The following is a 13006-nucleotide window of genomic DNA, read 5'->3' as shown; positions in this document are numbered from 1 at the left end:
GCAACGGGGCCGCACTCATCCGGCGCATTCGGTCAGCTTTAAGGGGGTCGGAACTGAGTTTCGAGGTGGTGAAGGATGCGTCCGCCGGCCGGCATCCCGCTTGCCGAAATGATGATCATCGGACCGCCCCGAAGATCCAGGAGGCGGGAATCGTCCGCCGTCCTGGTCATGATCGCCAGCTTGTACATCGCCTCGTACTCGTCTTGCTTGAGGCGGTGTTCTTCGCGGTGATGGCGGTACATGGCCGTGGCATCGATCGCCATGGGGCTGTTGAGGTAGACAGGGATGTCCGGAATAGCCCGTTTGGCGCGAAGCCTGGATAAGTGAAGGAGGAGGGTTTCGGCCCTGCCAACAGCAAAGGCCGCCATCAGCACTACGCCGTTTCTATTGGCAACGCGGTTGACTACGTCCGCGAGCATGGCCGCCGGGTCGCCGAGGGGACGGGCACGATTACCGTAAGTGGACTCCATCATGGGGACCCGGGCGGACTCCAGAGCCTTTGGCGGCCGTGCCTGGTCAATGGATGCCGGGGTTACAGGAGAGGGAACCCAGTTTCGCTGGCGCAACCGCTTGTACCCTTGGAACAGGCCGCAGTCGGCCAGAACCCGGCGGCCGTGCGACTCAAGGGGGTAGCGGGATCCGGTGACTGTGTCCGTGGCTCCGAGGAACCGCAGCAGGGCAGGACTGTCTTTCATGTCGGCCTCCGGTGTGGGCAGCGGCTCATGACGCCTGCTCCTGGGATGCCGAGGTGGATGCGCTGCGCTTCTCGGCCCGTTCATACTGGGGCTTCGGGGACATGGACCACCAGCACGGGGCAGTGTGCGTGGGCGACGCAGGCTGAACTGACAGATCCCAGCAGCAGTTCTCCGAAGCCGCCGTGTCCACGTCGGCCGACTACGAGCAGAAGCGCCTTCCTGCTGGCGTCAATCAGTGAAGAGCGTGGATGGCCGTGCACCAGTCGGGTGACCACGTTTCGAGGTTGCTCGGGGCCGAAGGCTGTGCTGACGGCGGCTTCGAGCGATTCCTGCGCGGGCCGGGCGAAACCATCAACTCCGATCGCGAGGTAGGCCTCATAGCCGATGGGAAACTCCCAGCAGGTCCATGCCTCGACCGTGGCGCCCAATGGCAGGGCCAGCTTTTGCGCCTCCCGAAGGGCCTCAATGGAGGCTTCAGAACCGTCAACTCCAACGATGATCTTCGGGGGCTGTTTCCTGGCCATGGCGTTCTCCGGCTCCTCCGTTGGTCGTTGTGATCCAAGACTGGTCCGGTGAATCGGTCGTCGATAGGGCCAAAAGTCACTGACCCGGTGACCACCCACTGCCAGGTCGACGCCGCAGCTCCCCGTGCGTCGGGTCGAAAGCCTCTGACTAACTGCGGGGCGGCCTCGTAGCGTCAGCCGTATGAGTGCCCGTGAGTCGACGGTGTCAGCCGACCGCTCTGACTGGGCCGTAAACCTGGTCAGGCGGCACCCAGCAGTAGCAACCACGCTGGGCGCGGGTGTGTGCGGGGCGCTTCTCTTCGCTTTCGGCCAGCCGACCGCTGCCGGATGGGTTGGCAGCGATTTCTCCCTGGCCGCGGCATGGGGACGCGCTCAGGCGATATCGACCCCTCAATTGTGGTCTTTCTCCAACGTCACGGCTTGGACGCAGACTCGATTGAAGCGATGCTGAACAGTGCCTCCGGCCTGCTGGGTTTGTCCGGTTTCTCCGACATGAGAGATGTGGGGCAGGCTGCCGAACAAGGCCAGACGGGCGCCCGGCTCGCCCTGGACATGGCGGCCCACCGGCTGGCCAAGTACATCGGTGCCTACAACGTGGCAGCTGGAGGCGCCCACGCGTTGGTGTTTACAGGCAGAATGGGTGAGCACGGCCGGCGCTTCAGGGCACGGACGGCGAGACACCTGGAGCCGCTGTCGCGCCCGGCACGGTGTGACGGCGCAAGGTTCGACGATGACTGCCGACCGCCGCGGTCGTGTCCCCTGGGGGCGCCGCCGTCGCTCAGCGGCGGGACCTCGCCGACGCGCAACAGCGGCGCCGCCGCCGTCGGTCTCCTCAGCCAGGTGGCCGCCGCGGCGGCCACCTACAGCGCAGTGAGGGCCTTTTGGCCCTATTACCGCATCACTTCTTCGCAGAATCTGGGAGAAGGTTCAGCGCGGTGCGGCCACGTCCGGACACGTCGGCGGGGAGGGCGGCAGGCTACCGGCACCCGTCAGGGGACCCCGGTGACTCGAAGGAGGCACGCATGCGCGCATGGTGGGTAGAGCATCCCGGTCCGATCGCGGATCATCCGCTGAAGGGCGGGGACCGGCCGGAGCCCGAACCCGGCCCGGGAGAGATCCTGCTGAAAGTCCGGGCCTGCGGGGTCTGCAGGACAGACCTGCACCTGGCCGAGGGTGACCTTCCACCCCGTGCCCCTGGTGTCATTCCCGGGCACGAGGTGGTCGGTGAGGTGGCTGGCATGGGTGAAAGCAGTGCGAGGTTCCGCATCGGTGAACGCGTGGGTGCTGCCTGGCTGGGAGGCACGTGCGGAACCTGCCGATTCTGCCTGAATGATCAAGAGAATCTGTGCCTCACTCCGTGCTTCAACGGATGGGACAGGGATGGCGGTTACGCGGAATTGATGGTGGTCAACGAAGACTATGCCTATCCCATCCCCGAGGTTTTCACCCATGAACAGGCCGCACCGCTGCTGTGTGCCGGGATCATCGGGTACAGGGCACTGCGGCGCGCAGCGCTGCCGAAGGGAGGGCGGCTGGGCATCTACGGCTTTGGCGGTTCAGCGCACCTTGCCGCACAAATCGCACTGTTCGAGGGGGCCGAGGTCTACGTGATGACACGCTCGGAGAAGGCGCGCCAACTGGCGCTGGACCTCGGCGCAGCCTTCGCCGGCGATGCCCGGCAGCAGCCGCCTGTGCCCTTGGATTCTGCGATCCTGTTCGCCCCTGTCGGCGATTTGGTCCCCGTGGCGCTGAGGGCACTGGACCGCGGTGGGACCTTGGCCATCGCAGGAATCCACCTGAGCGACCTTCCTCCGCTCAACTACGCCAAGGAACTCTTCTACGAGCGCCAGGTCCGCAGTGTCACGGCCAACACCCGGCAGGACGGCAACGAATTCATGTCGATAGCGAGCCGGATTCCGCTGCAGCCAAGCACCACAGCCTACCCGCTCTCAGCAGCGAACACGGCACTGCGCGACCTGGCCGAAGACAGGATTACCGGGGCGGCGGTTCTGCTGCCAGGCAAAGGGCACTGACCGTGGCTGAGGCCGCAAGGACCATCCGGGATGCGGGCTCCGGCGGATTGACGTCTGACGATGCCCGGAACCTCCTCCGCGTCCACGGCCCGAATCAGCTGCCCGACGTAGGGACCGTTCCGCGCTGGCAACGGCTGCTGGCAGAGTTCGTGCACTTCTTTGCCCTGCTCCTCTGGGCGGCCGCCGGCCTGGCCTTTGTTGCGGGCATGCCCCAGCTGGGTATCGCGATCGTGGCCGTGGTGATCATCAACGGCGTCTTCGCCTACGTCCAGGAGGAGCGGGCGGAGCATGCTGCCGCAAAGCTCAGGGCACTGCTGCCCACGCAGGTGCTGGTCCGGCGCGACGGCAAACCAACCCGCGTTGCTGCCACGGAGCTTGTCCCGGGGGATGTAGTCCTTCTCACCGCCGGGGACCGGATCCCCGCCGACACCCGCTTTGCCGCGGCCTCCGGCTGTTCCGTGGACGAGTCAATGCTGACCGGCGAAAGCGAGCCGGTCCCCAAGCAGGCGGGAGCGCCGGGGACAGGCGGAACATTCCTGGTCAACGGTGATGCTGAAGGCATCGTCATCGCAACGGGAACTTCCACCCGCCTGGCTCAGATCGCCGCGTTGACCGCCAACGTCAAGAGGCCGCCGAGCCCCCTGACCCTTGAGCTGGAGCGCATTGTGCGGACCATCGCCGTCGTTGCGCTGACCGTTGGTGGAGTGTTTTTCGCCGTATCGGCGATGATCGGGATCTCCTCGCGTGACGCTTTCCTCTTCGCCATCGGCGTGGCGGTGGCGCTGATCCCGGAAGGGTTGCTGCCCACCGTGACGCTGTCCCTCGCCATGGGAGCGCAGCGCATGGCCGGCAAAAAGGCCCTGGTTCGCCACCTGCAGGCGGTGGAGACCCTCGGGTCCACCACGTTCATCTGCACCGACAAGACCGGAACCCTGACGCAGAACCGCATGAGCGCCGTGGAAGTGTGGACACCAGCGGGCACTGTCAGGATCGCAGGGGAGGGCTATCAGCCCATCGGTGACGTCGAAGGCCCGACGGCCGCTGTTGGGCTGGCCCGGCAGGCCGCCGCTGCCGCTGCGCTAGCCTCTCGCGGACGAACCATGCTCCGTAACGGATCATGGGAACCGGATGGCGACCCCATGGAGGCCGCCCTTGACGCCCTGGCCGCCAGGCTCCAGGCCACGCGCTCGGCGGGCAACACTCCGGACATGGCGCGGCTGCCGTTCACGCCCGCCCGCCGGCGCGAATCAGTTCTCGTCGGATCCATCCTCTCCATGAAAGGCGCACCGGAAACGGTCCTGCCACTGTGTGCCAGGATGACAGGGCCCGACGGCGGCAGTGCGGTTTTGGTGGATACTGCCACGGTTCATTCGGCCATTGAGCGCATGGCCTCGGAAGGTTTGCGTTTACTCGCCGTCGCGGGGCGGACGTTTGAAGAAGGGCCGCTCTCCAGCGTAGACGGCCTCCGGGCCGATGAACTCGAGTCGGATTTGGTCCTGCTCGGACTTATCGGGCTGCACGATCCACCCCGTCCAACCGTCGCCGAGGCGCTCCACAAGACGCGTCAAGCAGGGGTTAGGGTGGCGATGGTCACTGGAGACCATCCCTCCACCGCCGCCGCGATCGCCCGCGAAATCGGGCTGTCCCTGGATGACGAGAGGTTCGTTGACGGCCAAAACCTTCCTTCCGATGAACAGGAGCTGGGGGAGCTGCTGGATCACGACGGCGTCGTGGTCAGCCGGGTGACTCCCGAGCAGAAACTCATGGTTGCCCGCGCCCTGCAACGCCGCGGGCACGTACTCGCCATGACGGGCGATGGCGTGAATGATGGACCGGCCCTGCGCGAGGCCGACGTTGGCGTTGCCATGGGCGTCGGCGGAACCGACGTCGCCCGCGAAGCGGCCGACCTGGTGCTTCTCGACGACGACTTCGCCACCATCATTGCTGCCATCGAGCAAGGACGTGCCACTTATGCGAACATCCGCCGATTCCTGACGTACCACCTGACCGACAACGTCGCGGAACTTACGCCGTTCGTCATTTGGGCGCTCTCAGGGGGATCCTTTCCGCTCGCCCTGGGCGTCCTGCAAATCCTCGCCCTGGACATCGGTACGGACCTGCTGCCGGCCCTTGCCCTGGGCGGCGAGGAAGCGGGTGCCGGGGTGATGCGGCGTCCGCCGGAACGGCGGCACCTCATGGACCGCGCCCTAATGGTCAGGGTTTTCGCCGTGCTCGGACCGATCGAAGCGCTGATCGAGATGACTGCATTCACCTTGGTCCTTTCAGCTGCTGGATGGTTTTCGGGTGGCGCCGGCCATTCCGAAACCGTGCTCTTGGAGGCCTCCGGTGCGGCCTTCACGGCTGTGGTCCTTGGCCAGTTCGCGAACGCATATGCGTGCCGCAGCACGACGAAACCTCCGTGGCAGCTGGGATGGCTGGGCAACAGGATGTTGCAGTGGGCAGTTCTGGCCGAAGTGGCTGCCTTACTGATCTTCCTGTTCATCCCCTCTGTTGCGGCCGTCCTGGGCCAGGCTCCGCCGTCGCCGTTTGGCGCCCTGCTCGCAGTGCTGGCCGTCCCTGCCGTCCTGGCCGCCGACTTTGTGCATAAGCGCATTCGGCACATGGGAAGGCCCCGCATGTGACCTTAGTCCCTTGTCCCGCAGCCGTCGCACCGGCACTGTGGAGACATGAACACCCAAGCAACATCGCCCCGGATCATCGTTGGCGTCGACGGCTCGGAATACTCGTCCAATGCGCTCAGGCTGGCACGCCGCGTGGCCGATAGCTTCGATGCCCCCCTTGAAGCCATCACATGCATAGGGACTCCCGACTTCTACATTGCCTCGCACCTGGATCTGGGATATGAAAAGTTCACCCAGCAGCTGGAGGAAACGGCTGCGCGGCTGGCTGACGAAGCGCTCGACAGGGCCTTCGGCGAAGATCGGCCGGCTCGCCTGGGCGTGACAGTCAAATTCGGGTCGCCGGCAAAGGTCCTTGTCGAGGAGAGCCGCGACGCCCAGCTGCTGGTGATCGGCCGCCACGGTGGCGGAGGTTTCCTGTCGCAGGCGATCGGGTCCGTGGGCAGGGCCTGTGCGGCGCATTCACACTGTCCCGTGCTTTTGGTTGACCAAGCGAACTCCACCGAAAGCGCCCCGGGCTGATTTGCGGTGGAGGGAAACGCATGGACATACAACTGAACCAGGATGCTGCCGGAGGCGACGGCGGCAGCGGGAGAGACGACCTGGCCCTCGTTGACCGGTACTGGCACGCTGCCAACTACCTCACGGTTGCCCAGATCTATTTGCAGGACAACGTCCTACTGCGGGAGCCGCTACGTCCTCAGCACATCAAGCCCCGGCTGCTGGGACACTGGGGAACGTCGCCTGGGCTGTCCCTCGTTTACGTCCACCTCAACAGGCTGATCCGCAAGAACCGGGCCAACATTGCGTTTATCGCGGGCCCTGGTCATGGCGGCCCGGCCATCGTTGGCCAACGTCTATCTCGAAGGGACATACTCGGAGATCTACCCGGAAGTCGGTCGGGACATAGCCGAGGCTTCGCCGCCTGGTCCGTCAGTTCTCCACCCCGGGCGGAATTGGTAGCCATGTTGGGCCGGCGGTCCCCGGCTCATCCATGAGGGTGGAGAGCTGGGATACTCGCTCGCGCATGCCACTAGTGCCGTCATGGATAATCCCGGGCTCATCGCTGCCTGCGTGGTAGGTGACGGCGAAGCGGAAACGGGACCCCTGGAGGCTTCATGGAAAGCCCCGTCGCTCCTTAACCCTGCCCGTGACGGAGCCGTCCTGCCGATACTTCATCTCAATGGCCACAAGATTTCCGGTCCAACGGTGCTCGGCCGGCATACCAACGACGACGTGGCGGCCCTGCTCAGGGCGCACGGCTGGGAGCCACTTGTTGTGGATGGCGATGATCCAGCGGCAGTCCACCCGGAGCTGGCCTCCGCCCTGGACCGGTAGAACTCTGAGCCGGCGTAGGTTGCGCGGCGCAGTTCCTGCAGGGCATGGTCCTGATGGGCGGCGATCCGGGCCGTGCCCCAGTGGTCCCGTCTCCGCCACGCGGCCCGCAGAAACAGCACCCGGGTGATGAGGCGGATGTCCATGGCGGTGGTCGCTTAGCGGTTCCCGGCCGGGGCCAGCGGCCGGTCAGCCTGTGCGGGGGTGGCCTCCGGTGATTCCGGCCGGGGAAGCCGGAGCCTCTTGAGCAGCAGGGCGTTGACGGCGACCAGGAAGCTGGACCCGGACATCGACAGGGCAGCGATCTCGGGGCTAAGGACAAGGCCGGCGAAGGCGAAAACCCCTGCCGCGATCGGCAGGGCTATCGCGTTGTACCCCACTGCCCAGCCCAGGTTCTGCCGCATCTTGCGCAGGGTGCCTTTGCCGATCCACAAGGCGATCGGCACATCCAGCGGGTCAGAGCGCATGAGCACGAGGTCTGCGGTTTCGATGGCCACATCGGTGCCGGCCCCGATCGCGATGCCCAGGTCGGCCTGCGCCAGGGCCGGGGCGTCGTTGACGCCGTCCCCGACCATGGCGACTTTCTTCCCTGTCTGTTGCAGTTCGGCGATCTTCGCTGATTTGTCTCCGGGAAGTACTTCGGCAATGACGGTGTCAATGCCCAGCTGACCGGCGATCCTCCGTGCGGTCGCTTCGTTGTCTCCGGTGAGCATGACGACCTCGATCCCGGCCTCGTGCAGGGCTGCGACTGCGGCGGCCGCGGTTTCTCTCGCGGCGTCCGCCAAAGCGATCACCGCCGCGGCCTTGCCGTCGACAGCGACGAGCACGGCGGTCCGTCCGGTGGCGGCAAGTTCATCGCGCACCGCGGCCAGCGGGCCCAGGTCGATACCTTCGTTCGCCATGAGCTTGCGGTTGCCGACCAGCACCCGGCGCCCGTCCACGGTGGCGCCGGCCCCGTGCCCGGGAACATTGAGGAATTCCGAGGCCGACAGGACGGGTGCACCCTGTTCCTGGGCATGCCGGACCACGGCGGCGGCGAGCGGGTGTTCGGATTCCTGCTCCACCGCGGCGACGAGGGCCAGAAGTTCGCTTTCGCTAATTCCTTCGACGACGACGTCGGTCACTTCCGGTTCGCCCCTGGTCAGGGTTCCGGTCTTGTCCATCACGACGGTGTCGATCCGGGCGGAAACCTCCAGGGCGGTGGCGTTCTTGAACAGGACGCCCCGTTTGGCGCCGAGGCCGGTGCCGACCATGATCGCCGTCGGTGTGGCAAGCCCCAGCGCGTCGGGGCAGGTGATCACGACAACGGTGATGGCGAACAACAGGGCGGCCTGAACCCCGACGCCGATGCCGAGCCACGCGGCAAAGGTCACCGTCCCACCGATCAGGGCGACCAGGACAAGCCAGAACGCGGCCCTGTCCGCCAGCCGCTGCCCTGGTGCCTTGGAGTTCTGGGCTTCCTGGACGAGGGCCACAATTTGGGCCAGGGCGGTGTCGGCTCCGACCTTGGTGGCCCGGACCCGCATCGTGCCCGTGGTGTTGATGGAGGCGCCGATGACTTCCGAGCCGGTGGTCTTGGTCACCGGAAGGCTCTCGCCCGTGACCATGGACTCGTCGACCTCTGACTGTCCGTCCTCGACCTCCCCGTCAACGGGGATTTTCGATCCCGGCCGGATCAGCAGCAGGTCCCCGGTCTGGACTTCGGAGGTGGGGATCTCGACCGTGTCGCCGTCACGGATGACGACGGCGACCGGCGGGGCAAGCTCGAGCAGTGTGCGGATGGCCTCGTTCGCCCCGCCGCGTGCGCGCATCTCGAACCAGTGGCCCAGCAGCACGAAGGAGGTCAGGACGGTGGCGGCTTCGTAGAACACCTCGCCGCCGCCGGTCAAGGTGACATAGACGCTGTAAAGCCATCCGGTGCCCACGGCGATCGCGACCAGGACCATCATGTCCAGGGTTCGGGCCTTCAGCGCCCGATAGGCGCCATCGAAGAAGATCCACGCCGAGTAAAAGATGACCGGCAGCGACAGAATCAAGGCCATCACGTCGTCACGAAGCCCGAACGGCGTCGGCGCGGTGAAGCCGAACATGTCCCGGCCCATCGGGGACCACAGCGTCACACCCACCGACAGGATCGCCGCGACCAGGAACCGGTTCCGCATGTCCTTGACCATGTCATCCATCGACATGCCGGCGTGATGTCCGCCATGGCCCATCACGTCCTGCGGCGTCCGGGCCATCGCACCATGCTGATCCGGGCTGTAGCCGGGGTGGACGTGTCCGGCATGCGGATGGACGGGTCCGGCCTTGCCGGCGGTGTCATGCCCCGACCCGGGCGTGCGCCTTGTTTCGTCCATCGGGTAGCAGACGTGATCGGGGACCGATTCGCCCCGGCAGTGGTATCCGCAGTCCCGGATCCACCCGGAGATCTGCTCCACGGAGGTCACGGACGGGTCGAAGCTCACGGTCGCGGTCTGGGCGACCGCGTTCGCGTCGACGGCGGCGACTCCGGGCTGCTGCAGCAGGACGTGTTCCACGACCGCTTTGGAGGTGGCCCAGTGCAGGCCGCGGACCTCCACGACGGTGCGTTTCAGATGCGTGGTCACTGCTCCTCCTTCGGCGCCGCTGCTGCCGGACGGGCCGTCCGGATCAACAGACAGGCTGCTGTTGGCCGCTGCCGGTTGGTGATCGTGTGGGGGTTGGGGTGCGGCAGGCAAGGTGTGTCCTTTGGCAGTGAGGGATCCGGGGAGGGCGGGGGGTTCGGTCCACCCGCTGTCGGACCTTCACTGCGTATGGGCGGTGGCCCGCGACGTCGTTTTCCGGTTAAAGCCGAACGTATACCCCTATGGGGTATCCGTCAAGGTGTACGCCCGGAGATGGCGGCGGATTACGTCCGGCGGCTCTGGCGGAGCACGGTGAGCCGGGTGGTGTATTCGCTCTCGTCGATTTCACCGCGTGGAAAACCGTTCCACGAGCAGGTTTTCCGCAACTCCCGGACCCTGTCCGCCGCCCTCGTACTTGCGGGTTGCCCGCGCCCATAGAGCGGGCAAAGAAGATGATGGCGGTGATGACAGCGGCCCAGAACAGGACGAAGCCCGCACCCATCAGGATGTATCCCCGGAGGTCCATGTTCCCGTCCCAATACATCATCGCCGTCTCCTTCCGCGGATGCACCGGCACCTGTGGTTCACTATGGTCCCGCACGGCCTGCCGCGTCAGAGTCTTTGGTCCCCGTGCCCCGGCTTGTCCAGGTGCGGGGTGGACGGGCTACAAGCCAGAGCGAGACCATGTCCAGGCCGATGCCGGCCACGGCCCACGGTGGCGGCCGTTCTCCGGGGAGGAACAGCGAGACTCCGACGCCGATGACGGGCACGAGCATGGTCCAGGCGGTGACAAGGTCGAAGCGGGAGCGCGCCGCCTCCCTGAATGCCGAGAGCGGCGGGGGTGCCGCCGGCTTCCGTGGCGCCGCGGTTGGCCGCTTCCATCAGGCCCGGGCCTCCCCCGGTGATCACCGCGAACCCGGCGTCCGCAAACCGCGCACCCATCGTCCGGGCTGCCGTGTAGCGGGGATCCTCCGGTCCGGGACGCGCGGATCCGAAGACAGCGACTGCCTTGCCCAGCCGGCCCGAGAGCAGGCGGAATTCGGCATCGATTTCCGTGCTGATCCGTTCCATCCGGGCCGGGTCGTCGGCCGGGTCAGCCAGCGCCGCGAGCAGTTCCTCATCAGTCATCTTCATGACGGTGATCCTGTCGGGTGCATCCGGCAGTGCCGGTCGTGTTCCCCGCGTTCTTCCGCTGCGAGGCGTCCGTCCTCGATGGTGATCACCCTTTTTCGCGGCGGTCCGGAGCCGCTGGTCATGGCTGACCATGATGACAGCCCTGTTCTCCCGGCAGGCTGTCTCACACAGGAGCAATGTCACGTCCTGGCCGGTCTTCGCGTCCAGGTTCGCAGTGGGCTCGTCGGCGAGGATCAGCCGGGGATCGTTGGCCACGTCCTGCACCTGTTGCCCTCAGTGTGGTCCCGCATCGTTTTGTCCGCAAGGTTCCGAGGATCCCGGCCTCTCACCTGCACCGGCCGGCGGCAGTAACAGAATCCGGGGCCGGATCGTTGTATCGGCAACTGCCCCACCACATGGCCGGTAACCTTGAACCAGTAAGCCCGCAACAGAAGGGAGGAACGTTATGACCGCACCGGCACACGCCCCGGCGATCACGTTCCTTCGCCGTGCGGGCCTGTTTACCGCGGTCCTGGCCCTGATCGCCGGTATCTTCGGTATGCACGTCATGACCGCCACCCATGCCATGCACTCCCCAGCCACGGCGACTGCATCGGTCAGCGCCCCTCATGACTCATCCCCTGCCGGCCACACGGCAGAAGCTTCTGCCGGACCATCCTCTGCCCCGGAAAGGTCCGCGGCGCAGGACGAAGCCGGTGCCCGGACCGTGCGGTGCACGGACTCGAACAACTGCACCAGCATGCAGTCCATGAACGCGGCCTGCACCCCGTCGGCGAAAACCGGCTCCCTGGCCGCCCCGCTGCCGGGCACCGGAATCATCGCCCGGAACACCAACGCAGCGATGCCCAGCGCGATCGGCCTGCGGTGGTCCTATCTTCCCGGCAGTCCTTCGCCGGGTGAGCTCTGCATCAGCCGAACGTAAAACGGGCCCCGCGCTGCGAACTGGCCAGCGCGCTATCCCTGCCCGGTGCCGGCTCGTTCGAGCCCCTCCGGCGCATCACCGATGCACACTCACCCACCACGGCGCCCACGCGGCACCTGATGTCTTGAAGGACCCGAAAACCATGATGAACAAGAAATTCCTTGCCCTTTCCACCACTGCCGTCGCCGCGGCACTCGCCCTCGCCGGATGCTCAACCGGGACACCCGGATCCTCCGCCACCTCCAGCTCCGCCTCGACCGGCAGTTCCATGCCGGGCATGGNCGCCGCGGCACTCGCCCTCGCCGGATGCTCAACCGGGACACCCGGATCCTCCGCCACCTCCAGCTCCGCCTCGACCGGCAGTTCCATGCCGGGCATGGGCCAGGGCCCGGGGATGATGTCCAGCAGTGCACCGGCTGCCGCGGACGAACACAACGCGGCCGACACCATGTTCGCCCAGGGAATGATCCCGCACCACGAACAGGCCGTGGAAATGAGCGAGATGATGCTTCAGAAGCAGGACATCCCCGCGTCGGTCACTGACCTGGCCACCAAAATCAAGGCAGCCCAGGCACCGGAGATCGAAACGATGACGGGCTGGCTGAAGAGCTGGAACGAAAGACATCCCCGCGTCGGTCACTGACCTGGCCACCAAAATCAAGGCAGCCCAGGCACCGGAGATCGAAACGATGACGGGCTGGCTGAAGAGCTGGAACGAATCCGCCACCATGGGCGCCGGCCACAGCATGGACGGCATGATGGGCGAGGGCGACCTGAAGCAGCTCGAAGCCGCCCAGGGCACCGCAGCGGCCAAGCTCTTCCTGACCCAGATGATCGCCCACCACGAAGGCGCCGTGATGATGGCCAAAACCGAAACGTCCCAGGGCAAGAACGCCGACGCGATCAAACTCAGCAAAAACATCGTGACCGCCCAGGAAGCTGAAATCAAGGAAATGAAGGACCTCCTGGCCACCCTCTGACCGGTGTCCTCCGGCGCCGGCCCTCAGGGGCCGGCGCCATCCCTGCCATCTCACAAGCTGAATCCCTGGAGCCCCCATGACCAATCCCTTGCGTCCAGTGTGTCCGCTGCGGAGGCCTGACGTAAGTTGCGGCCTGTAAAG

General features: G+C 66.0%; 9 protein-coding genes and 2 pseudogenes. 7 read left to right on the top strand and 4 right to left on the bottom strand.

All coding sequences use genetic code 11. The features are described from left to right. Positions 1-38: 38 nt before the first annotated feature. On the bottom strand, positions 39-695 hold the full coding sequence (locus tag ASG77_RS00060; protein WP_056339520.1) for an integrator complex subunit 9: 657 nt from the start codon (positions 693-695) through the stop codon (positions 39-41). Positions 696-775: 80 nt separating this feature from the next. Then, positions 776-1219, bottom strand: coding sequence for a universal stress protein (locus tag ASG77_RS00055; RefSeq protein ID WP_056339519.1), 444 nt, complete (start codon positions 1217-1219; stop codon positions 776-778). A gap of 327 nt (positions 1220-1546) precedes the next feature. Between ASG77_RS00055 and ASG77_RS22945 the strand changes: the two genes are divergently transcribed. The 5 genes and pseudogenes from ASG77_RS22945 to ASG77_RS20945 all read left to right on the top strand — a co-directional run. Next, complete coding sequence (locus ASG77_RS22945; RefSeq protein WP_082575753.1) at positions 1547-2260, top strand: hypothetical protein; 714 nt, start codon at positions 1547-1549, stop codon at positions 2258-2260. Next, entirely contained in the window at positions 2242-3252 is a 1011-nt protein-coding gene (locus tag ASG77_RS00045; protein ID WP_056339515.1) for a zinc-dependent alcohol dehydrogenase family protein, read from the top strand. Before ASG77_RS22945 ends, ASG77_RS00045 begins: the two co-directional genes overlap by 19 nt. A 2-nt stretch (positions 3253-3254) precedes the next feature. After that, positions 3255-5894 (top strand): cation-translocating P-type ATPase, encoded by a 2640-nt coding sequence (locus tag ASG77_RS00040; protein ID WP_082575752.1) that lies wholly within the window; start codon positions 3255-3257, stop codon positions 5892-5894. A gap of 45 nt (positions 5895-5939) precedes the next feature. Further along, positions 5940-6413, top strand: a complete 474-nt coding sequence (locus tag ASG77_RS00035; RefSeq protein WP_056339512.1) for a universal stress protein — start codon at positions 5940-5942, stop codon at positions 6411-6413. A gap of 20 nt (positions 6414-6433) precedes the next feature. Beyond that, positions 6434-7223 (top strand): annotated as a pseudogene (locus ASG77_RS20945) (phosphoketolase); the annotation flags it as partial. A 161-nt stretch (positions 7224-7384) separates the two neighbouring features. On the opposite strand, the gene ASG77_RS00020 reads toward ASG77_RS20945, so the two are convergent. Continuing rightward, on the bottom strand, positions 7385-9832 hold the full coding sequence (locus tag ASG77_RS00020; RefSeq protein WP_200950591.1) for a heavy metal translocating P-type ATPase: 2448 nt from the start codon (positions 9830-9832) through the stop codon (positions 7385-7387). A 609-nt stretch (positions 9833-10441) separates the two neighbouring features. Beyond that, positions 10442-11218, bottom strand: coding sequence for a hypothetical protein (locus ASG77_RS00015; RefSeq protein WP_156380142.1), 777 nt, complete (start codon positions 11216-11218; stop codon positions 10442-10444). A gap of 190 nt (positions 11219-11408) precedes the next feature. Here ASG77_RS00015 and ASG77_RS00010 point away from each other — a divergent pair, with 190 nt between their 5' ends. Beyond that, positions 11409-11885 carry a hypothetical protein gene (locus tag ASG77_RS00010; protein WP_056339498.1) on the top strand — a complete coding sequence of 159 codons (477 nt, stop codon included), beginning with the start codon at positions 11409-11411 and terminating at the stop codon, positions 11883-11885. A 282-nt stretch (positions 11886-12167) separates the two neighbouring features. Further along, a pseudogene (locus ASG77_RS22940) lies at positions 12168-12865 on the top strand (DUF305 domain-containing protein); the annotation flags it as partial. Positions 12866-13006 lie beyond the last annotated feature (141 nt).

Origin of the sequence: Arthrobacter sp. Soil762, assembly GCF_001428335.1 — a bacterium.
Classification (GTDB): domain Bacteria; phylum Actinomycetota; class Actinomycetes; order Actinomycetales; family Micrococcaceae; genus Arthrobacter.
The sequence above is the reverse complement of the archived record's forward strand: the minus strand, read 5'-3'. Positions and strand labels throughout refer to the sequence as shown.